We start from the raw sequence: 24,590 nt of genomic DNA, 5'->3' as shown, positions 1-24,590 counted from the left end.
CCGCCCGGGCCCGTCCGCCCCCGTGTGCGCGCCCGCCGCGAGGCTGTGGCCGGACTTCATGACGGGCCAGGAAAAATCGCCGGTGCGCGTGCTGCTCATCGACGACGACGAGTACATGCGCCGGGTGATCGCGCAGGAGTTGCTGTCGGACCTGCGCATCCAGCTCGAAGGCCAGGCCGACAGCATCCGCGAGGGGCGCAAGCTCTTGGCCACGCATGCGTTCGATGTGCTGATGGTCGACCTGCGGCTCAGCGACGGCATGGGCTTCGAGCTGATCGCCGAGGCGCGCCGCCACCATGGCAACGGCGAGATCATCGTGATCTCCGCGCTCGAGGACGATGCCCACGTGCTGCGCGCCTTCGAGCTGGGCGCCACGGGCTATCTGCTGAAGAACGCCTGGCTGCAGAGCTTTGCCGACGCGGTGCTGCACGTGGTGAACGGCGGCGCCGTCATCACGCCGCGGCTCGCGCGGCGCCTGCTGCACCGCCTGAACCACCAGCCCCGCGAGCCGCAGCCCGCCGACGATGCATCGCCGCCGCGCGACACGACGCTGACACCGCGCGAAAGCCAGGTCCTTCGCCACGTGGCGTCGGGCTACGTCTCGGCGGAGATCGGCGCCAAGCTCGGCATCACCGGCCAGACGGTCAACGTGCACATCAAGAGCATCTACAAGAAGCTGCATGTGCATTCGCGCGCCCAGGCGGTGAACCTCGCCGTTCACACGGGCCTGATCTGAGCGGCACGCCCTCGAAGCGATCCGGTTCATCACCCACTGCACACACAAAGGCTGGTCACCATGAACACCCCCACCATTCATCCCGTGGTCCTGTGCGGCGGCAGCGGCACGCGGTTGTGGCCGCTGTCGCGCAAGGCCTTTCCCAAGCAGTTCGCACCGATCGTGGGCAACAAGAGCCTGCTGCACCTCACGCTCGAACGGCTCGCGACGCTGAACCGGACGATCACCTGCGTCGCGTCGGAAGAGCATCGCTTCCTGGTGCGCGAGACGATCGAGAACGCGCACGCGCAGGGCCGCCAGATCCTCGAGCCCGTGCCCCGCAACACGGCCGCCGCGATGGCCGCGGCAGCGCTGCTGGCCGAGCCCGACGACCTGCTGCTCTTTGCGCCCGCGGACCACCACATTCCCGACGTGGCGCTGTTCGAGGCCACGATGCGCAGCGGCGTCGAAGCAGCCCTGGCGGGCAAGATCGTCACCTTCGGCATCGCGCCCAGCTTTCCGAGCACGGCCTACGGGTACATCGAGGCGGCCGGGGCCACGGGCCATGGCCCCAGCCACGCGGTGGCGCGCTTCGTCGAGAAGCCGACGGCGGCGGTGGCGCAAACGCTGATCCTGCAGGGCAACTACTGCTGGAACGCGGGCATCTTCCTGGTCCAGGCGCGCACGCTGGTCGCGGCCCTGCGCACGCATGCGCCCGACATCCTCGCCACCTGCGAACGCGCGACCGCCGCGGTGTCAGTCGACGGCAGCTTCGTGCGCCTGGACCGCGAGGCCTTCGAAGGCTGCCGCAGCGACAGCATCGACTACGCGGTGCTCGAAAAGCACGCCGACGTCGCGGTGGTGCGCTTCGAGGGTGCCTGGAGCGACGTGGGCAGCTGGAACGCCGTGGCCCAGCTGCACCCGGCCGACGAGGCGGGCAACCGCGTGAGCGGCGCGGGCAGCGTGCTGAACTCGCGCAACACCTTCGTGCATGCGCCGCACCGGCCCGTGGTGGCGCTCGGCACCGAGGACCTGATCATCGTGGACACGCCGGACGCGGTGCTGGTCGCGGGCGCGGACTGCGCCGAACAGGTGGCCGAGGTGGTGCGCATGCTGGCGCGCGAAGGCACGGTCGAAGCCACCGAGCATCGCCGCGTGGTGCGGCCCTGGGGCGCCTACGACAGCATCGACACCGGCGAGCGCTTCCAGGTGAAGCACCTGACCGTCAAGCCCGGCGGCAAGCTGTCGCTGCAGATGCACCACCACCGCGCCGAGCACTGGATCGTCGTCAAGGGCACGGCCAAGGCCACGCGCGGCGGCGAAGTGCTGCTGGTGCGGGAGAACGAGTCGATCTACCTGCCCTCGGGCACCATCCACCGGCTGGAAAACCCAGGCAAGACGATGCTGGAAGTGATCGAGGTGCAGACCGGCAGCTACCTCGGCGAAGACGACATCGTGCGCTTCGACGACACCTACGGCCGCTGCCCCGCGGCCGAGAAGCGCGAGGCGCTCGCGTTGCAAGCGGCCCTGCAGCCCACGGCTGAACGTGGCGTCGATGCGCCGGCCTGACCCGTCCCTTCCCTTTCTCTCACCTCATTGAAGCCATGAAAAAACGTGCTGTCGTCACTGGCATTACCGGACAGGACGGGGCGTACCTGGCCGAGCTGCTGCTGAGCAAGGGCTACACCGTCTACGGAACCTTCCGCCGAACCAGTTCGGTGAACTTCTGGCGCATCGAGTCGCTCGGCATCCAGGACCATCCAGAGCTTCATCTCGTGGAGTACGACCTGACGGACCTGGGCAGTTCGATCACGCTCATTCGCGATGCGCAGCCCGACGAGGTCTACAACCTGGCAGCACAGAGCTACGTGGGCGCGAGCTTCAACCAGCCCGAAGCCACCACGAACATCAACGGGCTGGGCACCCTCCACCTGCTCGACGCGATCCGCCTGACGGACCGCGGCATCAGGTACTACCAGGCCTCGACGTCGGAGATGTTCGGCAACGTCCAGGCCATTCCGCAGAAGGAAGACACGCCCTTCTATCCCCGCAGCCCGTACGGCGTCTCCAAGCTCTTCGCCCACTGGATGACGATGAACTACCGCGAGAGCTACGGGCTCTTCGCTTGCTGCGGCATCCTCTTCAACCACGAGAGCCCGTTGCGCGGCCGCGAATTCGTGACGCGCAAGGTCACCGACGCGGCGGCCAAGATCAGGCTCGGCAAGCTCGATGTGCTCACGCTGGGCAACATGGATGCCAAGCGCGACTGGGGCTATGCGAAGGAATACGTCGATGGCATGTGGCGCATGCTGCAGGCCGACAAGCCGGACAACTATGTGCTCGCCACCAACCGCACGGAAACCGTGCGGGATTTCGTCGACATGGCGTTCAGGGCCGCGGGCTATGAGCTCCGGTTCGAAGGGGCGGCGCAGGAAGAGGTCGCCATCGACCGCGAGAGCGGCAAGGTCCTCGTGAGAATCGACCCGAAGTTCTATCGGCCCGCGGAAGTGGAACTGCTCATCGGCGATGCGTCGCATGCCAGGAAGACGCTGGGCTGGGAGCCCCGCACGACGCTGGAAGAGCTGTGCGCGATGATGGTGGAGGCCGACCTGCGGCGCAACCGCGAGGGCCGCTCCTTCTGAGCGCGGCAGACCCGTCCTGAATGGCATCGGGATTTGCGCGGGACCAACAAAAACGGCACCCGAAGGTGCCGCCTGAAACGAAAACGGCACCTGATGGTGCCGTCTGTCGTAGGTCTGAAATGGTGGGCGGTGGAGGCTTCGAACCTCCGACCCCAGCAGTGTGAATGCTGTGCTCTACCCCTGAGCTAACCGCCCTGAGACACTGCTTTTGAGTTCAGTGTCTTGAACACGTATCGCGTTGTGCGAAGCCTCAGATTATGCCATAGCTTTTCAGCCGTTTTGGCGAAATAAAGTTTTTCCGCCGCTGGATTTGTCGAGTTGCGACAACACGGCCTCGTGCGCGCTGAGTTCATGCTCGGCCGCCGCGATCACCGGCAGCTCGAACTGGCTCAGGTCGATGGCTACGATCGTGGTGCCCTGCGCGGGCTCGTTCGAGGCCACGTCGATCAGCAGCGCGTCCTGCCCGCGCGTGAGGTTGATGTAGACGTCGGCGAGCAGCTGCGCGTCGAGCTTGGCGCCGTGGAAGGTGCGGTTCGAGCGGTCGACACCGAAGCGGTCGCACAGCGCGTCGAGCGAATTGCGCTTGCCCGGGTAGACCAGCTTGGCCATGGCCAGCGTGTCGGTCACTTCGCTCACGAAGGTCTTGAGCGGCGGCAGGCCGGCGCGCTCGAATTCCTTGTTGAGAAAGCCGACGTCGAAGGCCGCGTTGTGAATGATCAGCTCGGCGTCGCGCAGGTACTCGATGATGTCCTTGCCCAGCGTGGCGAACTTCGGCTTGTCGCGCAGGAAGTCGGTGGTCAGGCCGTGGACCTTGAGCGCGTCCTCGTGGCTCTCGCGCTCCGGGTTGAAGTAGATGTGCAGGTCGTTGCCGGTGAGCTTGCGCGCGAACAGCTCCACGCAGCCCAGCTCGATGATGCGGTCGCCGTTCTCCGCAGAGAGCCCGGTGGTTTCGGTATCGAGAACGATCTGGCGCGACATCAGTGGTTTTCCTTGGCGTGGTTGATCGAGTACTTCGGAATCTCGATCGTCACATTCTCCTGCGCCAGGATCGACTGGCAACTCAGGCGCGATTGCGGCTCCAGGCCCCAGGCGCGGTCGAGCAAATCTTCTTCGCCCTCTTCCGCTTCGTTCAGCGAGTCGAAGCCCGCGCGCACGATCACGTGGCAGGTGGTGCAGGCGCAGCTCATCTCGCAGGCGTGCTCGATGTTGATGTCGTGGTCGAGCAGCGCCTCGCAGATCGAGGTGCCGGCGGGCGCGGTGATCTCGGCGCCTTGCGGGCAGTACTCGGGATGCGGGTAGATCTTGATCGTGGGCATGAAATTGTTCTGTCTACAGGGATTCGACCTTGCGGCCCGCGAGCGCGCGTGCAATGCCCGCGTTCATGCGCTGGGCGGCGAAGGCTTCGGTGTCGTTGGCCAGCGCCTTCGTGGCGGCTTCGATCGCGGCGGCTTCGTTGCTGCTCTTGGCAACGTCGCGCAGCTGCGCCATCGAGGCGTCGATGGCGGCGCGCTCTTCGGCGCTCAGCAGATCGCCGTCGGCATCGAGCGCGCTCTGCGTGGCCAGCAGCATGCGGTCGGCATCGACGCGCGATTCCACCAGCGCGCGGGTCTGCATGTCCTGCTGGGCGGTGGAGAAGCTTTCCTGCAGCATGGTCGCGATCTGGTCGTCCGACAGGCCGTACGAGGGCTTGACCGCCACGCTGGCCTCGACGCCGCTGCCCTGCTCCTTGGCGCTCACGCTCAGCAGGCCGTCGGCGTCGACGGTGAAGGTCACGCGGATGCGCGCCGCGCCGGCCGCCATCGGCGGGATGCCGCGCAGCGTGAAGCGCGCGAGGCTGCGGCAGTCGGACACGAGGTCGCGCTCGCCCTGCACCACGTGCAGCGCCAGCGCGGTCTGGCCGTCCTGGTAGGTCGTGAAGTCCTGCGCCATCGCGGTCGGGATGGTCTGGTTGCGCGGCACGATGCGCTCGACCAGGCCGCCCATGGTCTCGATGCCGAGCGACAGCGGGATCACGTCGAGCAGCAGCAGCTCGCCCGCGCCGTTGTTGCCGGCCAGCTGGTTGGCCTGGATCGCGGCGCCGAGCGCCACGACCTCGTCGGGGTTCAGGTTGATCAGCGGCTCGCGGCCGAAATACGCAGCCACTGCGCTGCGGATCTGCGGCATGCGCGTGGAGCCGCCGACGAGCACGATGCCCTGCAACTCTTCGGGCTTGAGCTTCGCGTCGCGCAGTGCCTTGCGCACGGCCGCGAGGGTGCGGTCGGTGAGCGCCTGCGTGGCGGCGAAGAACTGCGCGCGCGTCAGCGTGAACTCGGCATTGCCGCCCGCCAGCGCGGCGCTGAAGAGGGTCGACTCGGCATCGGTCAGCGCTTCCTTGGCGGCGCGCGCGGCCACGAGCAGTGCGGCGCGGTCGTTGTCGCTGCCGGCCTGACGGCCGGTCTGCGCGAGCACGAAGTCGGCGATCGCGTGGTCGTAGTCGTCGCCGCCGAGGGCCGAGTCGCCACCCGTGGCGATCACTTCGAACACGCCTTGCGTGAGCCGCAGGATCGAGATGTCGAAGGTGCCGCCGCCCAGGTCATAGACCGCATAGACGCCTTCGCTCGCGTTGTCCAGGCCGTAGGCGATGGCTGCGGCGGTCGGCTCGCTGATGAGACGCAGCACGTTCAGGCCCGCGAGCTGCGCCGCGTCCTTGGTCGCCTGGCGCTGGCCTTCGTCGAAGTAGGCCGGCACGGTGATGACGGCGCCGTAGAGCTCGTCGTCGAAGGTGTCTTCGGCGCGGTAGCGCAGCGTGGCCAGGATCTCGGCGCTGATCTCGACGGGCGACTTCTCGCCGGCCGAGGTCTGCACCTTGACCATGCCGCCGTCGTCGCCGCCGATGCGGTACGACATGGCGTCGCGGTTCGCAATGTCGGCCAGGCCGCGGCCCATGAGCCGCTTGACCGAGGTGATGGTGTTGGCGGGGTCCTGCGCGCGCGCGGCCACGGCGTCGAAGCCGATCTGGCGGCGATCGCCGTCCAGGTAGCGCACGGCCGAGGGCAGCAGCACGCGGCCCTGGTCGTCGGGCAGGCATTCGGCCACGCCGTTGCGCACCGAGGCCACCAGCGAATGCGTGGTGCCCAAGTCGATGCCCACGGCGATGCGGCGCTGGTGCGGGTCAGGCGCCTGGCCGGGTTCGGAAATCTGAAGAAGAGCCATAAGGGCTTATTGTCCCAACTGATCGAGTTTTTTCTCGACGTCCTCGCCGAAGCGCTCAATGAACATGAGGGCTCTCACTTGCTGAACGGCACCGGGGTAGTCACCCTTCTCGTCGATCAGCCAGTCGAGTGACGAGAGTGCGCGGGCGCGCGTGGTTTCGACGTCCTCCTGCAGCACCTCGACGGCGGCGATGTCGCGGGCGTCGTCGAGCGCTTCGCGCCATTCCATCTGCTGCATCAGAAAGGCGCCGGGCATCGCCGTGTTGTTCTCGGCATTCAGCGGCGCGCCGTTGAGTTCGCAGATGTAGCTCGCGCGACGGATCGGGTCCTTGAGCCGCTGGTAGGCCTCGTTGATGCGCACCGACCACTGCATGGCCACGCGCTGCGCCGCGGCGCCCTGCGCGGCGAAGCGGTCCGGGTGCGCCTCGCGCTGCAGTTCCTTCCAGCGCGCGTCGAGCACGGCGCGGTCCTGCGCGAAGGTCGCCGGGACGGCGAACAGTTGGAAGTCGGTGTCGTTGAGGTTCATGGCAAGAAAAAACCGCCAGCACATGACATGGTGGCGGCTGTGGTCGCGGTCAGCGACGACGCATCAGATGCGAAAACTTTCGCCGCAGCCGCAGCGATCACGTTCGTTCGGGTTGATGAACTTGAAGCCCTCGTTCAGGCCTTCGCGCACGAAGTCGAGCTGCGTGCCGTCGATGTAGGCCAGGCTCTTCGGGTCGACCAGCACCTTCACGCCATGGTCTTCGAACACCACGTCTTCAGGCGTGAACTCGTCGACGTACTCGAGCTTGTAGGCCAGGCCCGAGCAGCCGGTGGTCTTCACGCCCAGCCGCACGCCCACGCCCTTGCCTCGTTTGCCGAGGTAGCGGGTGACGTGGCGCGCAGCGGCTTCGGTCAGCGTGACGGCCATCTCAGTGAACAGCAGCTTCGGCGGTCGACTCGGGGGTCTTGGCGCCGTGCTTGGCCTTGTAGTCGCTCACGGCCGCCTTGATGGCGTCTTCCGCGAGGATCGAGCAGTGGATCTTGACCGGCGGCAGCGCCAGTTCTTCGGCAATTTGCGCGTTCTTGAGGGCCGCCGCTTCGTCGAGCGTCTTGCCCTTGACCCATTCGGTCACGAGCGACGAGGAAGCGATGGCCGAGCCGCAGCCGTAGGTCTTGAAGCGCGCGTCTTCGATCACGCCGGTTTCGGGGTTGACCTTGATCTGCAGCTTCATCACGTCGCCGCAAGCCGGGGCGCCGACCATGCCGGTGCCTACCGAGTCGTCGCCCTTTTCGAAGGAACCGACGTTGCGGGGATTTTCGTAGTGGTCGATGACCTTGGAAGAATATGCCATGGTGTACCTCTCAAACTTTGTTCAATCGTGGAGCCTTGGGCTGGCCTGGGTCAGTGGGCCGACCACTGGATCGTGCTGATGTCGACGCCGTCCTGGAACATCTCCCACAGGGGGCTCAGCTCGCGCAGCTTGGCGACGTTGTGCTTGATGGTCGAGATGGCGTAGTCGATTTCTTCTTCGGTCGTGAAACGGCCGATGGTCATGCGCAGGCTGCTGTGGGCCAGCTCGTCGCTGCGGCCCAGGGCGCGCAGCACATAGCTGGGCTCCAGGCTGGCCGAGGTGCAGGCCGAACCCGACGACACCGCCAGGCCCTTGATGCCCATGATCAGCGACTCGCCTTCGACGTAGTTGAAGCTCATGTTCAGGTTGTGCGGCACGCGGCGCTCGAGGTCGCCGTTGATGAAGACCTGTTCGACATCCTTCAGGCCGTCGAGCAGGCGCTTCTGCAGGCGCGCCGCATGGGCGATGTCGTCCTTCATCTCGAGCTTGGCGATGCGGTAGGCCTCGCCCATGCCGACGATCTGGTGCGTGGGCAGCGTGCCCGAGCGCATGCCGCGCTCATGGCCACCGCCGTGCATCTGCGCTTCGAGGCGGATGCGCGGCTTGCGGCGCACGTACAGCGCGCCGATGCCCTTGGGGCCATAGGTCTTGTGCGAAGCCAGGCTCATCAGGTCGATGGGCAGCTTCGTGATGTCGATGTCGATCTTGCCGGTGGCCTGGGCCGAGTCGACGTGGAAGATCACGCCCTTTTCGCGGCAGGCGTTGCCCAGCGCGACCACGTCCTGGATCACGCCGATTTCGTTGTTCACGAACAGCACGCTGGCCAGGATGGTGTCGGGGCGGATGGCCGCCTTGAACTTCTCGAGATCGACGAGGCCGTTTTCCTCGACGTCGAGGTAGGTCACTTCGAAGCCCTGGCGCTCGAGTTCGCGCATGGTGTCGAGCACAGCCTTGTGCTCGGTCTTCAGGGTGATCAGGTGCTTGCCCTTGCCCTTGTAGAAGTGGGCCGCGCCCTTGAGCGCCAAGTTGATCGACTCGGTGGCGCCCGACGACCAGACGATCTCACGCGGGTCGGCGTTGATCAGGTCGGCCACCTGGCCGCGCGCCTTCTCGACCGCTTCTTCGGCTTCCCAGCCCCAGGCGTGGCTGCGCGATGCCGGGTTGCCGAAGTGTTCGCGCAACCAGGGAATCATGGCGTCGACCACACGCGGGTCGACCGGCGTGGTGGCGCCGTAATCGAGATAGATCGGAAAATGAGGAGTGACGTCCATGGCTGGCTCGGGCTGGCGTGGGGGGTTGTGTTCTGGGATCAGGGCAAACTCAGGGCGATGCCCGCAGGCATCGCCGGACTCATCGGGGTCAGGACTTCGCGAAGACGTTGCCGAGGGCGAAGACCGAATTCGGTGCGTTCACGCGGATGGGCTTGACCACCGGCTGGGCCGAGATGGCGCGCTTGACGACCGGCTTGTTCTCGATCTGCACGCCCTTGGCGATCTGGTCGTCGACCAGCTTCTGCAGCGTGACGGAGTCGAGGAACTCGACCATGCGCTGGTTCAGCGAGGCCCAGAGCTCGTGCGTCATGCAGCGACCCTGCTCACCGAGGCAGTTTTCCTTGCCGCCGCACTGCGTGGCATCGATCGGCTCGTCGACGGACACGATGATGTCGGCGACCGTGATGTCCGCCGCCTTGCGTCCGAGGCTGTAGCCGCCGCCGGGGCCGCGGGTCGACTCGACCAGCTCGTGGCGGCGCAGTTTGCCGAACAGCTGTTCGAGGTACGACAACGAAATCTGCTGCCGCTGGCTGATCGCAGCCAGCGTGACCGGACCGGTGTTCTGACGCAACGCCAGATCGATCATTGCTGTGACCGCAAAACGGCCTTTGGTAGTGAGACGCATCGCAAGCTCCTTCAAGTGCTTACCGTTGAAATGACACCACAGCCTTGGGCCGCGGTGACTTCGTCTCCGCCCTGCCCGACCCCGACGCTGGTGAACCAGCCGGTAGGAGTCGGTCCTTCATCGCGAAGTTCTTTGTTGTTGAGTATTTCGGTCAAGTATAGCAGAAGCCCCTGAGATCTGCTCGGGTAAACCCCAGCGCGGCTCGCTTGAAGAAAGCGAACTTATGACCTAGCCGAAATCAGGACGCCAAACCGGCGATGTTGTCGCCGCCCGACGCCCCGAACGCCTGCTCGCGCAGCAGCGCCAGCTGGTCGCGCACCCGGGCCGCCTTTTCGAACTCGAGGTTGCGGGCGTGCTCCAGCATCTGCTTTTCGAGCCGCTTGATTTCCCGGGCGATGTCCTTCTCGCTCATGTCCTCGACCTTGGCGCGTTCCAGGTCGAGCTTGGCCATTTCCTTGCCGGTCTTCTCGCTGTAGACGCCGTCGATCAGGTCGCGCACCTGCTTCACGATGCTGCGCGGCGTGATGCCGTTCGCCTCGTTGTGGGCAATCTGCCGGGTGCGGCGGCGCTCGGTTTCACCGATGGCCTTCTTCATCGACTCGGTCATCCGGTCGGCATAAAGAATGGCCTTGCCGTTCAGGTTGCGCGCCGCCCGGCCGATGGTCTGGATCAGCGAGCGCTCGGCGCGCAGGAAGCCTTCCTTGTCGGCATCGAGGATCGCGACCAGCGACACCTCGGGAATGTCCAGTCCTTCGCGCAACAGGTTGATGCCCACCAGCACATCGAACGAGCCCAGTCGCAGGTCGCGAAGAATTTCCACCCGCTCGACCGTGTCGACGTCGCTGTGCAGGTAGCGCACCTTCACGCCGTTGTCGCTCAGGTAGTCGGTGAGCTGCTCGGCCATGCGCTTGGTCAGCGTGGTGATCAGCACGCGTTCGTTCTTCTCGACGCGGATGCGGATCTCGCCCAGCACGTCGTCCACCTGGTGCGTGGCGGGACGCACCTCGACCTCGGGGTCGATCAGCCCGGTGGGCCGCACCAGCTGCTCGACGACGTTGCCGGCGTGGTCCTTCTCGTACTGCGCGGGCGTGGCCGACACGAAGATGCACTGGCGCACCCGCTTTTCGAACTCCTCGAGCTTGAGCGGCCGGTTGTCCAGCGCGCTCGGCAGGCGAAAGCCGTACTCGACCAGCGTGACCTTGCGCGCCCGGTCCCCGTTGTACATGGCGCTGAGCTGGCCCATCATCTGGTGGCTCTCGTCGAGGAACATCAATGAGTCCTTCGGCATGTAGTCGGTGAGCGTCGCCGGCGGGTCGCCAGGCTCCGCGCCCGAGAGGTGCCGCGTGTAGTTCTCGATGCCCTTGCAGTGGCCGATCTCGGCCAGCATTTCCAGGTCGAAGCGCGTGCGCTGCTCCAGCCGCTGCGCCTCGACCAGCTTGCCTGCGCCGGTGAGTTCCTTGAGCCGGCCGGCCAGCTCGATCTTGATGGTTTCGACCGCCGCCAGCACCTTGTCGCGCGGCGTCACGTAGTGGCTCGACGGGTACACCGTGAAGCGCGGCACCTTCTGGCGGATGCGTCCGGTGAGCGGGTCGAACAGCTGCAGCGACTCGATCTCGTCGTCGAACAGCTCGAAGCGGATCGCCAGCTCGCTGTGCTCGGCCGGGAACACGTCGATGGTGTCGCCGCGCACGCGGAACGTGCCGCGCGCAAAGTCCTGCTCGTTGCGCGTGTACTGCATGCGGATGAGCCGCGAGATCAGGTCGCGCTGGCCGACCTTGTCGCCCACGCGGGCAATCAGCCGCATCTCCATGTAGTCCTCGGGCGTGCCGATGCCGTAGATGGCGCTCACCGTGGCCACGATGACCGTGTCGCGCCGCTCCAGCACGCTCTTGGTGGCCGACAGCCGCATCTGCTCGATGTGCTCGTTGATCGAGGAGTCCTTCTCGATGAACAGGTCGCGCTGCGGCACGTAGGCCTCGGGCTGGTAGTAGTCGTAGTAGCTCACGAAGTACTCGACGGCGTTCTTCGGGAAGAACTCGCGGAATTCGCTGTAGAGCTGCGCCGCCAGCGTCTTGTTGGGTGCGAACACGATGGCCGGACGGCCCAGCCGGGCGATCACGTTGGCCATGGTGAAGGTCTTGCCCGAGCCGGTCACGCCCAGCAGCGTCTGGTACACCTCGCCGTCGAGCACCCCGGCCACCAGGCCGTCGATGGCCGTGGGCTGGTCGCCTGCCGGCGGATAGGGCTGGAACAGCTCGAACGGCGAGTCGGGATAGCGGATGAATTCGCCCTGTTTCGCCGGCCCGATCGGGTCGACTTTCTTCAGGTCTGCTATGGCTTCGGTGTTCTCTGGCATGGCTGTTCCCGACAGGTGGCGTGGCGCCGGTAAAATTCAAGGCAACCGGAAAGGATAAAGCCTCCTCCGGTTGCCAGCGAAGCTTTCATCCCAAAGGACCTTTCCATGTCTATGTTCACCGCGGTCGAAATGGCGCCGCGCGACCCGATCCTCGGCCTCAACGAGCAATTTGCAGCCGACACCAACCCCCACAAGGTCAATCTCGGCGTCGGCGTGTATTACGACGACAACGGCAAGCTGCCCCTGCTCCAGTGCGTGCAGGCCGCAGAGCAGAACATGATGAAGGCCCCCTCGGCCCGCGGCTACCTGCCGATCGACGGCATCGTGGCCTACGACAACGCCGTCAAGGGCCTGGTCTTCGGCCCCGAGAGCGAGCCCGTCACCTCGGGCCGCGTGGCCACCATCCAGGCCATCGGCGGCACCGGCGGCCTGAAGGTCGGCGCCGACTTCCTCAAGAAGCTCAACCCCAACGCCACCGTGCTGATCAGCGACCCGAGCTGGGAAAACCACCGCGCGCTGTTCACCAACGCCGGCTTCACGGTCGAAAGCTACCCCTACTACGACGCCGCCCAGCGCGGCATCAACTTCGACGGCATGCTGGCCGCCCTGAACGCGGCACCGGCCGGCACCATCGTCGTGCTGCACGCCTGCTGCCACAACCCGACCGGCTACGACATCACCCCCGCGCAGTGGGACCTGGTTGTTGCGGCCGTGAAGGCCAAGGGCCTCGTGCCCTTCCTCGACATGGCCTACCAGGGCTTCGGCTACGGCCTGAAGGAAGACGGCGCGGCTGTCGCCAAGTTCGTCGACGCCGGCCTGACCTTCTTCGTCTCGACCTCATTCTCCAAGAGCTTCAGCCTGTACGGCGAACGCGTCGGCGCCCTGTCGGTGCTGTGCGAGAACAAGGAAGAAGCCGGCCGCGTGCTGTCGCAACTCAAGATCGCCATCCGCACCAACTACAGCAACCCGCCGATCCACGGCGGCGCCGTGGTGGCCGCGGTGCTCGGCACCCCCGAGCTGCGCGCCCTGTGGGAAAAAGAACTGGGCGAGATGCGCGTGCGCATCAAGGCCATGCGCCAGAAGCTGGTCGACGGCCTGAAGGCCGCCGGCGTGAAGGAAGACATGAGCTTCATCACCACCCAGATCGGCATGTTCAGCTACTCGGGCCTGAGCAAGGACCAGATGGTTCGCCTGCGCAACGAGTTCGGCGTGTACGGCACCGACACCGGCCGCATGTGCGTCGCCGCGCTCAACAGCAAGAACATCGACTACGTCTGCGCGTCGATTGCGAAGGTCATCTAGGTGACAACCGGGTGTGAGTGAATCGACTTTTTGACGATTCGTTCACATTCGGCCACAGAAGGCGAATCCAGCCCGCTTCGAGCTAGGGTTCGGCCCCCTGCGCCGCGGCAAATGCACTGATATATTGCACTGCAACATCCACTCAAAGACCCGCGATGCTCTATCAACTCTACGAAGCCCAGCGTTCCCTGATGGAGCCCTTTTCGGACTTCGCCCAGGCCGCCTCCAAGCTCTACGGCCCCGGCGCCGTCTGGAGCCAACTGCCGATGGCACAGCGCATGGCCGCCGGCTATGACCTGCTGTACCGGCTGGGCAAGGACTACGAGAAGCCCGAGTTCAACATCAAGTCCGTCAAGGTCGACGGCGAAGAGGTCGTGATCCAGGAGGCCGTCGAGCTCGACAAGCCCTTCTGCGAACTGCGCCGCTTCAAGCGCTTCACCGACGAACCGCATATCCTCAAGACGCTCAAGAGCCAGCCCGTGGTGCTGATCGTGGCGCCGCTGTCGGGCCACTACGCCACGCTCTTGCGCGACACCGTGCGCACCATGCTGCAGGACCACAAGGTCTACATCACCGACTGGAAGAACGCGCGCCTGGTGCCGCTGTCGGACGGCGAGTTCCACCTGGACGACTACATCAACTACGTGCAGGAGTTCATCCGCCGCCTGCAGGCCGAGTACGGCAACTGCCACGTCGTGAGCGTGTGCCAGCCCACCGTGCCGGTGCTGGCGGCCGTGTCGCTCATGGCCAGCCGCGGCGAGCCGCTGCCCCTCACGATGACCATGATGGGCGGCCCGATCGACGCGCGCAAGTCGCCCACGGCCGTGAACAACCTCGCGACCAACAAGAGCTTCGAGTGGTTCGAGAACAACGTGATCTACCGCGTGCCGCAAGGCTTCCCGGGCGCGGGCCGCAAGGTCTACCCGGGCTTCCTGCAGCACACGGGCTTCGTGGCCATGAACCCCGACCGCCACGCCAGCAGCCACTACGACTACTTCAAGGACCTGATCAAGGGTGACGACGCCAGCGCCGAAGCCCATCGCAAGTTCTACGACGAGTACAACGCCGTGCTCGACATGGACGCGGACTACTACCTGGAGACCATCCGCACCGTGTTCCAGGACTTCGACCTGGTCAACGGCACCTGGGACGTGAAGAGCCCCGCCGGCCAGGTGGAGCGCGTGCGTCCGCAGGACATCCACGCCACCGCCCTGCTCACCGTCGAAGGCGAACTCGACGACATCTCCGGCTCGGGCCAGACCCAGGCCGCGCACAGCCTGTGCACCGGCATCGCCGACGCCAAGCGCGAGCACTACGAGGTCAAGGGCGCGGGCCACTACGGCATCTTCAGCGGCCGCCGCTGGCGCGATCTGGTCTATCCGAAGGTGCGCAACTTCATCGCGGCCAGCGACGAGCCCCAGCGCCGCGCCGGTGCGCGCGAAGAGCTGCCGGCCGAAGACCGCATCAAGCCGGGCCAGAAGCTGAAGGCCGTGGCAACCGCCGCGGCCCGCAAGACGCCGGTCGCCGCCAAGAAAGCGGTCGCCGTGAAGGCTGCGCCGGCCGTCAAGAAGCCGGCCGCAGCGGCAAAGAAGCCGCGCGCCAGCGCCGCGCGCTGAGCCGCGCGCATCACCCACCGTGAACGGGCTGGCCGCACGCATCAACGACGCACTGCCTCAAACGCAGTGCACACGGTGCGGCTACCCCGATTGCGCGGGCTACGCGCAGGCCATCGCCGACGGCGAGGCCGACATCAACCAGTGCCCGCCCGGCGGTGCCGAGGGCATCGAGCGCCTCGCACTGCTCACGGGCCGCGCCGCGCGGCCGCTCGATCCGCAGTTCGGCACCGAGGGCCCACGCGCCATGGCGGTCATCGACGAGGCCTGGTGCATCGGCTGCACGCTGTGCCTCGACGCCTGCCCGACCGACGCGATCATCGGCATCCACAAGCGCATGCACACGGTGATCGAGGCGCACTGCACGGGCTGCGAGCTGTGCATTCCGGTGTGCCCGGTCGATTGCATCTCGCTCGAAGTCGAAACGCCCGGCCGCAGCGGCTGGCAGGCGTGGTCGCAGGCTCAGGCCGAGGCCGCACTGCAGCGCTACAAGCTGCACGCCCAACATCGCGACACCGCGAAGCGTGAGGCCGAACCCGCGCCTGCCGCCGCCGAACCGCAGGCCGCCGACACGCGCAAGCGCTCCATCGTCGAAGCCGCCCTGGCGCGTGCCCGCGCCGCCGCCGAACAGCGCCAAGGAGCAACGAAACCATGACCCTCGACACCTTGCTGATCTACGCCGTCGCCTCGCTTGCCCTGGCGGTGATCCCCGGCCCGACCATGCTGCTGGCGCTGTCCAACGGCATCGACGGCGGCATGCGCCGCGCCAGCTGGGGCATCGCGGGCGCCTCGCTGGGCAGCGTCTCGCTGATCGCGGTCGTGGCGCTCGGGCTGGGCTCGCTGCTCGCGGCCTCGGAATGGCTCTTCAACGCGATCCGCGTCGCGGGCGTGGCCTATCTGGTGTGGCTCGGCATCAAGCTGTGGCGCAGCGAGGCGACCGACCTGGGCACGGCGCTGGCCAAGTCGGCCGTCGAGGTCCGTCCGCACGGGCGCATCGCCCTCGTGCGCAGCCTGATGGTGGCGCTGTCGAACCCGAAGACGGTGCTGTTCTTCGCCGCCTTCCTGCCCCAGTTCATCGACACCGCCAAGCCGCAGGGCATGCAGTACCTGGTGCTGGGCGCGATCTTCGTGGCGCTCGACACCTGCGTGATGCTGGCCTATGCCGGCGCCGGCACGCAGGCCGTGCGCTGGCTCTCGCGCCGCGGCCTCAAGGTGCTCAACCGCAGCTGCGCCGTCGGCATGTGGCTGCTCGCGGCCACCCTCGCCTTCTGGCGCCGCCCGGCCTGAGCTGCTCGATCAGCCCTTCTGCGGGCGCTTGAAGAGCAACAGCAGCACGCCCGCCAGCACCACGCCCACGGCGTACCACTCGAAGCGCGTGACCGTCTCGTGGGCGATCCACACGCCCAGCAGCATCGCGATCACCGGGTTGACGAAGGTGTAGCTCGCCGCCAGCCCGGCCGGCGCCTGCGCGAGCAGCACCATGTAGGCGTTGAACGCGATCAGCGAGCCGAACACCACGAGGTAGACCCACGCCCCCAGCGCCACCGGCTGCGGCGGCCAGGTCATCGTTTCGCCCGACACCGCGGCCAGCACCATCAGCACCACGCCGCCGCACAGCATCTCGCTCGCGAAGCCCATCGCGCCGGGCGCCAGCGGCAGCTTGCGCTGGCTCAGCACGCTGCCGAGCGACCAGCAGATGCAGGCCACGCAGATCGCGACCAGCCCCTCGGGCGAGGCCTTGAAGCCGCTGCCCTGCGTGAGCATCAGCACGCCGACGAGCCCCAGCGCAATGCCCGCCGCTTCGAGCCGCGCCGGCTTCACGCCCCAGATCAGGTTCAAGAGCGCAATCAGCAACGGAATGACGGCGATGAACGCCACCACCAGCCCCGAGCCGATCGACACCTCGGCCAGCGCCGTGCCGCCCATGCCGCCGCCGAGCATCAGCGCGCCGACGACCAGCGCATTGCGCCACTGCAGGCGCGTCGGCCAGGGCGTGCCGCGCCAGCGCATCCACGCCGCCAGCAGCACGCCCGCGACCAGGAAGCGCGAGCCCATCTGCAGGAACGGCGGAAAGCTGATCAGCGCGTACTTGATGGCCAGGTAGGTCGAGCCCCAGACCACCCAGGTGGCGGCCAGGCACAGCCACAGCAGCGGCGTCAGCCGGGGGCGCGAGGAGGAAGTGGCAGGCGCGGCCTGCGCGGGCGTGGCGAGTGTCGACATATCGAGGGTGTCTCTTCTTGGTATGGAATGCCCGTCATGGTATGAAAGCCATTGGGCGGCAGCCATGCGAAATTCATGGTTCTGCTCGCACCGCACCGTCGAATTAAAGGACTTCCATGGACTTCACCTTGACCCCCACGCTGGACGCCCACGACACCCGCATCCTGGCCGAGCTGCAGGCCGACGCCCGCCTGAGCATGGCCGAGCTGGGCCGGCGCGTGCACCTGAGCCAGCCGGCCGTGACCGAGCGCGTGAAAAAGCTGGAAGCCGCCGGCGTCATCACCGGCTACCGCGCCACCGTGAACCTCACGCGGCTGGGCTACGGCATTCGCGGGATCATCCGCGTCGGGCGGGCCGACTACGACCTCGTGGTGAAACTGGTGCAGGAGACGCCCGAATGCGTCAATGCCTACAACGTGACCGGCGAGGACAGCTGGATCCTCGAGATCGCCGTGATCGACGTGCCGCACCTCGATGCGGTGCTCGCCAAGTTCTGCATCCTGACCGAGACCGCGACCTCGATCATTTTGAACCCGGCGCGCGAGCACCAGCCGATGCTGCCGCCGCAGCGCGCCGACGTGAGGCCGCCGGTGCGCAAGGCGCTCAGCGCGTAGCGGCGAGCGCGTTGAAGGCCGTCACCACCTCGGGCGGCGCCTGCACCATCTCGACCAGCACGCCCTCGCCCGAGATCGGGAACTCGTCGTTGGCCTTGGGGTGCAGAAAGCAGATGTCGAAACCGGCCGCGCCCTTGCGGATGCCGCCCGGCGCAAAGCGCACGCCCTGCGCCGTGAGCCATTCGACGGCCTTGGGCAGGTCGTCGATCCACAGGCCGACGTGGTTCAGCGGCGTGGTGTGCACCGCCGGCTTCTTCTCGGGGTCCAGCGGCTGCATCAGGTCGACCTCGACCTTGAACGGGCCGCTGCCCATCGAACAGATGTCTTCGTCGACGTTCTCGCGCTCGCTGCGGAAGGTGCCCGTCACCTCGAGCCCCAGCATGTCGACCCACAGCTTCTGCAGGCGCAGCTTGTCGGGGCCGCCGATGGCGATCTGCTGGATGCCCAGCACCTTGAAGGGACGCGGCGTGGTCATGCGCAGCCGCCTTCTTCGGCCTGCTCCTGCGTGCGGTGCGAGCGCAGGCCGAGCTTGCGCAGCAGCTGCACGTCGGCATCGACGTCGGGGTTGCCGGTGACCAACAGCTTGTCGCCGTAGAAGATCGAGTTGGCGCCGGCCATGAAGCACAGGGCCTGCACCGCCTCGCCCATCTGCTGGCGGCCGGCCGACAGGCGCACGCGCGCGGTCGGCATGGTGATGCGCGCCACGGCGATCATGCGCACGAAGTCGAAGGGATCGACCGGCTCCGAGTCGGCCAGCGGCGTGCCGGGCACGCGCACCAGGCTGTTGATCGGCACCGACTCGGGGTACGGGTCCATGTTGGCAAGCTGCGCGATCAGCCCGGCGCGGTGCACCGGCTGCTCGCCCATGCCCACGATGCCGCCGCAGCACACGCTGATGCCGGCGCTGCGCACGGCTGCCAGCGTGTCCAGGCGGTCCTGGTAGGTGCGCGTGTCGACCACGTCGGTGTAGTACTCGGGCGCGGTGTCCAGGTTGTGGTTGTAGTAGTCCAGGCCTGCGGCCTTGAGCTGCTGCGCGTGGTGCGGCTCCAGCATACCCAGCGTGGCGCAGGTCTGCAGGCCCAGGCCCTTCACGGCCTCGACCAGCACCGCCACCTTCTCGACGTCGCGGTCCTTGGGCGCGCGCCAGGCGGCGCCCATGCAGAAGCGCGTGGCGCCGGCGTCCTTGGCGGCCTGCGCGGCGCGCACCACCTCGTCGACCTCCATGAGCTTTTGCGCCTTCACGCCGGTGTCGAACTCGGCCGACTGCGGGCAGTAGCCGCAGTTCTCGGGGCAGCCGCCGGTCTTCACCGACAGCAGCGTGGCCAGCTCGATGTCGCCCTCGGGGAAATGCCGGCGGTGCACGGTCTGCGCCTCGAACAGCAGTTCCATGAAAGGCTTGTCGAGCAGCGCCTGGATGGCCTCCACGGACCAGGGGCCCTGGGGCGTCGCCACGGCCTTGGCCGGGCGGTGCAGCGTGATTGCCGCTTGTTGCAGGTCGTTGGCACCCATCAGTTGAACTCCAGAATGATTTGGTCGACGGCGAGCGATTCGCCCTTGGCCGCCGAGATCTTGCCCACCACGCCGTCCTGCGTGGCGAACAGCACGTTTTCCATCTTCATGGCCTCGATCACGGCCAGCTTCTCGCCGGCCTGGACCTGCTGCCCCGGCTGCACCGACACCTCGACCAGCAGGCCGGGCATCGGCGACATCAGGAACTTGCTCAGGTCGGGCGGTGCCTTGTAGGGCATCAGCTCGAGCAGGCGCGCACCCAGCGGCGACAGCACCATGGTCTCGATCTGCGTGCCGTCGTGCGACACACGCAGCGCCAGCGGGTTCTTGCCCGCGCCGCGCTCCACCTGCGCCGTGAAGGGCTTGCCGTTGGCCGTGCCCTGCACACGCACCGCGCCGAGCGCGAAGTCGCTCTCGATCTGGTAGCGCTTGTCGCCCACCGTGACGCTGCTGGCGCCGGTCTTGTCCTGGAAGTCGCTCACCGACACCGCGTGGTGCACGTGCTTGCCCTCGGGGCCCAGCTCGACCACCACGAACTGCTCGCCCACCTTCACGCCGTGGCCCGCGAGCTGCCCGCTGATGCCCGAGGCGCGCGCGCGGTAGCGGCGGTTGACGAAGGCGGCCAGCGCCACCAGGAACGCCGGATCGGCGTGCGGCACGTCTTCCGCGTGGAAGCCCTTGCCGTAGTGCTCGGCGATGAAGCCGGTGTTGAAATCGCCGGCCACGAACTTCGGGTGCGCGAGCAGTGCGGCCTGGAACGGGATGTTGCTGCTGATGCCGCGGATCACGAAGCCGTTGAGCGCCTCGCGCATGAGCGCGATGGCCTCGTTGCGGTCCTTGCCGTGCACGATGAGCTTGGCAATCATCGAGTCGTAGTACATCGGGATCTCGCCGCCGTCGTACACGCCGGTGTCCACGCGCACGCCGTGCAGGTGGCCGGTGTCGCTCGCGAACATGCTCTCGGCCGGCGGCTGGAACTTCACCAGCCGGCCCGTCGACGGCAGGAAGTTGCGGAACGGGTCTTCGGCGTTGATGCGGCACTCGATGGCCCAGCCGTCGCGCTTCACGTCGGCCTGCGCCAGCGGCAGCTTCTCGCCGGCCGCCACGCGGATCATCAGCTCGACCAGGTCCAGGCCGGTGATGCACTCCGTCACCGGGTGCTCCACCTGCAGGCGCGTGTTCATCTCCAGGAAGTAGAAGCTCTGGTCCTTGCCGACCACGAACTCCACCGTGCCTGCGCTCTGGTACTTCACGGCCTTGGCCAGTGCCACGGCCTGCTCGCCCATCGCCTTGCGCGTGGCGTCGGTGATGAAGGGCGACGGCGCCTCCTCGATCACCTTCTGGTGGCGGCGCTGGATGGAGCACTCGCGCTCGTTCAGGTAGATGACGTTGCCGTGCGAGTCGCCCAGCACCTGGATCTCGATGTGGCGCGGCTCCTCGACGAACTTCTCGATGAACACGCGGTCGTCGCCGAAGGAATTGCGCGCTTCATTGCGGCAAGAAGTGAACCCCTCGAAGGCCTCCTTGTCGTTGAAGGCCACGCGCAGGCCCTTGCCGCCGCCGCCGGCCGAGGCCTTGATCATCACCGGGTAGCCGATGTCCTTGGCGATCTCGACGGCGCGCTCGGCCGTCTCGATGGCGTCGTTCCAGCCGGGGATGGTGTTGACCTGGGCTTCGTTCGCGAGCTTCTTCGAGGCGATCTTGTCGCCCATGGCCGCGATCGAATAGTGCTTCGGGCCGATGAAGGCAATGCCCTCTTCCTCGACCTTGCGCGCGAAGGCTTCGTTCTCCGACAGGAAGCCGTAGCCCGGGTGCACAGCCTCGGCGCCGGTCTTCTTGCAGGCCGCGATGATGCGGTCGGCCTGCAGGTAGCTCTCACGGCTGGGCGCGGCACCGATGTGCACGGCCTCGTCGGCCAGCTCGACGTGGCGGGCTTCCTTGTCGGCGTCGGAGTAGACGGCGACGGTCAGGATGCCCATCTTCTTGGCCGTTTGAATCACGCGGCAGGCGATTTCACCGCGGTTGGCAATCAGGATCTTCTTGAACATGTTCTTCTTTCTCCGTGCGGCTCAGAGCGGAATGTTTCCGTGCTTGCGCCACGGGTTCTCGAGCTTCTTCTCGCGCAACATCACGAGCGAGCGGCAGATGCGCTTGCGCGTCTCGTGCGGCAGGATCACGTCGTCGATGTAGCCGCGCGCGCCGGCCACGTACGGGTTGGCGAAGCGGGCCTTGTATTCGGCCTCGCGGGCGGCGAGCTTCTCGGGGTCGTTCTTGTCTTCGCGGAAGATGATTTCCACCGCGCCCTTGGCACCCATCACCGCGATCTCGGCGCGCGGCCAAGCCAGGTTGACGTCGCCGCGCAGGTGCTTGGAGGCCATCACGTCGTACGCGCCGCCGTAGGCCTTGCGCGTGATGACGGTGATCTTGGGCACCGTGCACTCGGCATACGCGTACAGCAGCTTGGCGCCGTGCTTGATGATGCCGCCGTACTCCTGGCCGGTGCCGGGCATGAAGCCGGGCACGTCGACGAAGGTGATGACGGGGATGTTGAAGGCATCGCAAAAACGCACGAAGCGTGCCGCCTTGATGCTGCTCTTGATGTCCAGGCAGCCTGCCAGCACCAGCGGCTGGTTGGCCACGATGCCGACCGTCTGGCCTTCCATGCGCGCGAAGCCGATCACGATGTTCTTCGCGTAGTCGGGCTGCAGCTCGAAGAAGTCGCCGTCGTCCACCACCTTCAGGATCAGTTCCTTGATGTCGTAGGGCTTGTTCGGGTTGTCGGGCACCAGCGTGTCCAGCGAGTAGTCGGGCCGGTCGGCCGGGTCGCCCTGACCGTCGTTGCCCAGGCGCACCGGCGGCTTCTCGCGGTTGTTCAGCGGCAGGTAGTTGTACAGGCGGCGCAGCATCATCAGCGCCTCGACGTCGTTCTCGAACGCCATGTCGGCCACGCCGCTGCGCGTGGTGTGGGTGATGGCGCCGCCGAGTTCTTCGGCCGTCACGCTCTCGTGCGTCACGGTCTTCACCACCTCGGGGCCGGTGACGAACATGTAGCTGCTGTCCTTCACCATGAAGATGAAGTCGGTCATGGCGGGCGAATACACGGCGCCACCGGCGCACGGGCCCATGATCATGCTGATCTGCGGCACCACGCCCGAAGCCATCACGTTGCGCTGGAACACGTCGGCATAGCCGCCCAGCGAGGCCACGCCTTCCTGGATGCGGGCGCCGCCCGAATCGTTCAGGCCGATGACCGGTGCGCCGACCTTCATGGCCTGGTCCATCACCTTGCAGATCTTCTCGGCGTGGGCTTCGCTGAGCGCGCCGCCGAAGACCGTGAAGTCCTGGCTGAACACGAACACGAGGCGGCCGTTGATCATGCCGTAGCCCGTGACCACGCCGTCGCCGGGGATCTTCTGCTCGGCCATGCCGAAGTCGACCGAGCGGTGCTCGACGAACATGTCCCACTCTTCAAACGTGCCGTCGTCGAGCAGCAGCTCGATGCGCTCGCGCGCCGTGAGCTTGCCCTTGGCGTGCTGCGCGTCGATGCGCTTCTGCCCGCCGCCGAGTCGCGCCTGGGCGCGCTTCTTCTCGAGTTGTTCGATCAGTTCTTGCATGGTGTGCTTCCGAAGCTGTGGTTCTGGATTGCTGGGAGAGTCTTGTGGGGGCCGGGGTATCACACCCGGGCGGTGATGGCGGCCGCGGCGAGCAGCTGGCGCGCCGCCGTCGAGGCCGGCAGGCTGCCTTGGGCCACCTGCTGCGTGAGCTGCGGCAGCAGTTCGCGCACCTGCGCATGCTGGCGGAACGCCTGCTTGAGCCCGGCGTCGATGCGTTCCCACATCCACGCGGTGGCCTGTTTTTCGCGGCGCTTGGCGAGCTTGCCGTTGGCGGTCTGCAGCGCCTTGAATTCGAGCACGGCGTCCCAAAAGGCGTCGACGCCGGTGCCGGCGAGCGCGCTCAGCTGCAGCACCTTGGGCAGCCAGAAGCGGCGCTCCACGCCGCTGTGGGCGTCGTGCACCGCGTGCGCGTGGTCGGGGTTGCCCTGGTGGCCGAACAGGCGCAGCGCCGAAGTGATCTGGGCCTGCGCGCGCGTGGCGGCGTCGCGGTCGATGTCGGCCTTGTTGATGGCGACCAGGTCGGCCAGCTCCATCACGCCCTTCTTGATCGCCTGCAGGTCGTCACCCGCGTTGGGCAGCTGCAGCAGCACGAACATGTCGGTCATGCCGGCCACGGCCGTTTCGCTCTGGCCCACGCCCACGGTCTCGACGATGACGATGTCGTAGCCCGCGGCCTCGCAGACCAGCATGGCTTCGCGCGTCTTCTCGGCCACGCCGCCGAGCGTGCCGCTCGAGGGGCTGGGCCGGATGTAGGCGCGCTCGTGCACCGACAGGCGCTCCATCCGCGTCTTGTCGCCGAGGATGGAGCCGCCCGACACGGTGGACGACGGGTCGATGGTGAGCACGGCCACGCGGTGGCCCTTGCCGATCAGCAGCAGGCCCAGCGTTTCGATGAAGGTCGACTTGCCCACGCCGGGCACGCCCGAGATGCCGAGGCGAAACGAGGCGCCGGTACGCGGCAGCAATGCCGTGAGCAGTTCGTCGGCCTGCGCGCGGTGGTCGGCGCGCGTCGATTCGAGCAGCGTGATCGCCTTGGCGATGGCACGGCGCTGTGCCATGCCCGGCGCATCGGCGAGCGCGCGTTCGAGCGCGCCGACGGTGTTCAGCACGCGGCCTCCGACGCCACGCGCCAGCGGTAGTGCAGGTCGACACCCTCCTCGCCTTCCAGCACGAAGCCGTGCCGCTGGTAGAAGCGGTTGGCGTCGCTCTGCACGAGCGCGGTGAGCTTGATGTCCAACTTCTGTTCGCGCGCCTGAGCCTTGGCCCAGCGCAGCGCCCATTCGCCGATGCCGCGCCCCTGGAAGCCGGTGCGCAGGTACAGGTGATCGAGGCGCAGCGCATCCGCGTCCTCGGGCTTGAGCGTGATGAAGCCCAGGCGCTGCTCACCGTCGAGCACGATGTGGTGCATGTACGGCACCACGAAACCGGCCGACAGGCGCTCGCGCGAGCGCGTGAGGTCGAAACGGCCGACGCGCTCCAGGCTCGGACGCATCGCATCGATGCGCACGGCCAGCATGTCTTCGAAATCGCTGGAATCCACGGGCTGCAGCGACAGCCGCGACAAGAGATCGCCCACGTCGC

General features: G+C 66.9%; 24 protein-coding genes and 1 tRNA gene. 8 read left to right on the top strand and 17 right to left on the bottom strand.

All coding sequences use genetic code 11. From position 1 onward, the window contains the following. From AC07XP_RS26725 to gmd, 3 genes are all read left to right on the top strand, one after another. The coding region (locus tag AC07XP_RS26725) for a LuxR C-terminal-related transcriptional regulator (protein ID WP_495266376.1) at nt 1-736 on the top strand (736 nt) is incomplete at its 5' end. Nucleotides 737-796: 60 nt separating this feature from the next. Beyond that, nucleotides 797-2,284 (top strand): mannose-1-phosphate guanylyltransferase/mannose-6-phosphate isomerase, encoded by a 1,488-nt coding sequence (locus tag AC07XP_RS26720; RefSeq protein ID WP_495266375.1) that lies wholly within the window; start codon nt 797-799, stop codon nt 2,282-2,284. Between the two features lie 35 nt (nt 2,285-2,319). Next, nucleotides 2,320-3,357, top strand: a complete 1,038-nt coding sequence (gene gmd, locus AC07XP_RS26715; RefSeq protein WP_495266374.1) for a GDP-mannose 4,6-dehydratase — start codon at nt 2,320-2,322, stop codon at nt 3,355-3,357. A 120-nt stretch (nt 3,358-3,477) separates the two neighbouring features. Here the strand turns inward: gmd and AC07XP_RS26710 are convergent. The 10 genes from AC07XP_RS26710 to uvrB form a co-directional block, all read right to left on the bottom strand. Next, a tRNA-Val gene (locus tag AC07XP_RS26710) sits at nt 3,478-3,552 on the bottom strand. 75 nt (nt 3,553-3,627) lie between these two features. Beyond that, nucleotides 3,628-4,335 carry a DNA polymerase III subunit epsilon gene (gene dnaQ, locus AC07XP_RS26705; protein ID WP_495259842.1) on the bottom strand — a complete coding sequence of 236 codons (708 nt, stop codon included), beginning with the start codon at nt 4,333-4,335 and terminating at the stop codon, nt 3,628-3,630. Further along, nucleotides 4,335-4,673: an ISC system 2Fe-2S type ferredoxin gene (gene fdx / locus AC07XP_RS26700; protein WP_070061051.1), complete on the bottom strand. Its 339-nt coding sequence runs from the start codon at nt 4,671-4,673 to the stop codon at nt 4,335-4,337. Before fdx ends, dnaQ begins: the two co-directional genes overlap by 1 nt. Before the next feature lie 13 nt (nt 4,674-4,686). Further along, nucleotides 4,687-6,549 carry a Fe-S protein assembly chaperone HscA gene (gene hscA / locus AC07XP_RS26695; protein ID WP_495266373.1) on the bottom strand — a complete coding sequence of 621 codons (1,863 nt, stop codon included), beginning with the start codon at nt 6,547-6,549 and terminating at the stop codon, nt 4,687-4,689. A gap of 6 nt (nt 6,550-6,555) precedes the next feature. After that, nucleotides 6,556-7,074 carry a Fe-S protein assembly co-chaperone HscB gene (hscB, locus tag AC07XP_RS26690; RefSeq protein WP_062473232.1) on the bottom strand — a complete coding sequence of 173 codons (519 nt, stop codon included), beginning with the start codon at nt 7,072-7,074 and terminating at the stop codon, nt 6,556-6,558. 63 nt (nt 7,075-7,137) lie between these two features. Continuing rightward, nucleotides 7,138-7,461, bottom strand: a complete 324-nt coding sequence (gene iscA / locus AC07XP_RS26685; protein ID WP_007828190.1) for an iron-sulfur cluster assembly protein IscA — start codon at nt 7,459-7,461, stop codon at nt 7,138-7,140. 1 nt (nt 7,462) lies between these two features. After that, nucleotides 7,463-7,885, bottom strand: a complete 423-nt coding sequence (iscU, locus tag AC07XP_RS26680; RefSeq protein ID WP_062473231.1) for a Fe-S cluster assembly scaffold IscU — start codon at nt 7,883-7,885, stop codon at nt 7,463-7,465. A gap of 50 nt (nt 7,886-7,935) precedes the next feature. After that, on the bottom strand, nt 7,936-9,156 hold the full coding sequence (locus AC07XP_RS26675) for an IscS subfamily cysteine desulfurase (protein ID WP_062473230.1): 1,221 nt from the start codon (nt 9,154-9,156) through the stop codon (nt 7,936-7,938). 88 nt (nt 9,157-9,244) lie between these two features. Beyond that, a complete protein-coding gene (gene iscR / locus AC07XP_RS26670) occupies nt 9,245-9,781 on the bottom strand; it encodes a Fe-S cluster assembly transcriptional regulator IscR (protein ID WP_056580055.1) in 537 nt (178 codons plus the stop codon). Nucleotides 9,782-10,019: 238 nt separating this feature from the next. Continuing rightward, nucleotides 10,020-12,137, bottom strand: coding sequence for an excinuclease ABC subunit UvrB (gene uvrB, locus AC07XP_RS26665; protein ID WP_495266372.1), 2,118 nt, complete (start codon nt 12,135-12,137; stop codon nt 10,020-10,022). 105 nt (nt 12,138-12,242) lie between these two features. Here uvrB and AC07XP_RS26660 point away from each other — a divergent pair, with 105 nt between their 5' ends. The 4 genes from AC07XP_RS26660 to AC07XP_RS26645 all read left to right on the top strand — a co-directional run bounded on the left by AC07XP_RS26660 (nt 12,243) and on the right by AC07XP_RS26645 (nt 16,339). After that, complete coding sequence (locus tag AC07XP_RS26660; protein ID WP_495266371.1) at nt 12,243-13,439, top strand: amino acid aminotransferase; 1,197 nt, start codon at nt 12,243-12,245, stop codon at nt 13,437-13,439. A gap of 155 nt (nt 13,440-13,594) precedes the next feature. Further along, the gene (locus AC07XP_RS26655; protein ID WP_495266370.1) at nt 13,595-15,055 is read left to right on the top strand and encodes a polyhydroxyalkanoate depolymerase; all 1,461 of its coding nucleotides are present in this window, start codon (nt 13,595-13,597) and stop codon (nt 15,053-15,055) included. A gap of 19 nt (nt 15,056-15,074) precedes the next feature. Next, nucleotides 15,075-15,707 (top strand): RnfABCDGE type electron transport complex subunit B, encoded by a 633-nt coding sequence (locus AC07XP_RS26650; RefSeq protein WP_495266369.1) that lies wholly within the window; start codon nt 15,075-15,077, stop codon nt 15,705-15,707. Continuing rightward, on the top strand, nt 15,704-16,339 hold the full coding sequence (locus AC07XP_RS26645) for a LysE family translocator (protein WP_095947175.1): 636 nt from the start codon (nt 15,704-15,706) through the stop codon (nt 16,337-16,339). The genes AC07XP_RS26650 and AC07XP_RS26645 overlap by 4 nt, the downstream gene beginning before the upstream one ends. A 9-nt stretch (nt 16,340-16,348) precedes the next feature. Here the strand turns inward: AC07XP_RS26645 and yedA are convergent, their stop codons facing one another. Then, nucleotides 16,349-17,272, bottom strand: coding sequence for a drug/metabolite exporter YedA (yedA, locus tag AC07XP_RS26640; protein ID WP_495266368.1), 924 nt, complete (start codon nt 17,270-17,272; stop codon nt 16,349-16,351). Nucleotides 17,273-17,388: 116 nt separating this feature from the next. On the opposite strand from yedA, the gene AC07XP_RS26635 reads away from it, so the two are divergent. Beyond that, nucleotides 17,389-17,886, top strand: coding sequence for an Lrp/AsnC family transcriptional regulator (locus AC07XP_RS26635; protein WP_495266367.1), 498 nt, complete (start codon nt 17,389-17,391; stop codon nt 17,884-17,886). Here the strand turns inward: AC07XP_RS26635 and AC07XP_RS26630 are convergent. From AC07XP_RS26630 to AC07XP_RS26605, 6 genes are read right to left on the bottom strand one after another with little or no spacing between them, the layout of a single operon-like run. Beyond that, the gene (locus tag AC07XP_RS26630) at nt 17,876-18,361 is read right to left on the bottom strand and encodes a VOC family protein (protein ID WP_056580047.1); all 486 of its coding nucleotides are present in this window, start codon (nt 18,359-18,361) and stop codon (nt 17,876-17,878) included. The two genes, AC07XP_RS26635 and AC07XP_RS26630, sit on opposite strands and share 11 nt — an antisense overlap. After that, nucleotides 18,358-19,395, bottom strand: coding sequence for a biotin synthase BioB (bioB, locus tag AC07XP_RS26625; protein WP_062473215.1), 1,038 nt, complete (start codon nt 19,393-19,395; stop codon nt 18,358-18,360). The genes AC07XP_RS26630 and bioB overlap by 4 nt, the downstream gene beginning before the upstream one ends. Continuing rightward, nucleotides 19,395-21,443, bottom strand: coding sequence for an acetyl-CoA carboxylase biotin carboxylase subunit (gene accC / locus AC07XP_RS26620; protein ID WP_495266366.1), 2,049 nt, complete (start codon nt 21,441-21,443; stop codon nt 19,395-19,397). Before accC ends, bioB begins: the two co-directional genes overlap by 1 nt. Nucleotides 21,444-21,464: 21 nt before the next feature. Further along, entirely contained in the window at nt 21,465-23,009 is a 1,545-nt protein-coding gene (locus AC07XP_RS26615) for an acyl-CoA carboxylase subunit beta (RefSeq protein ID WP_062473211.1), read from the bottom strand. A 59-nt stretch (nt 23,010-23,068) separates the two neighbouring features. Further along, nucleotides 23,069-24,118, bottom strand: a complete 1,050-nt coding sequence (gene meaB, locus AC07XP_RS26610) for a methylmalonyl Co-A mutase-associated GTPase MeaB (protein WP_307693158.1) — start codon at nt 24,116-24,118, stop codon at nt 23,069-23,071. Then, nucleotides 24,112-24,585 (bottom strand): GNAT family N-acetyltransferase, encoded by a 474-nt coding sequence (locus AC07XP_RS26605; RefSeq protein WP_062473207.1) that lies wholly within the window; start codon nt 24,583-24,585, stop codon nt 24,112-24,114. Before AC07XP_RS26605 ends, meaB begins: the two co-directional genes overlap by 7 nt. Nucleotides 24,586-24,590 lie beyond the last annotated feature (5 nt).

The organism is Variovorax sp. GW531-E2, assembly GCF_059423125.1.
Note: the sequence above shows the minus strand (reverse complement) of the source record. Positions and strands in the feature narration are given on the sequence as shown.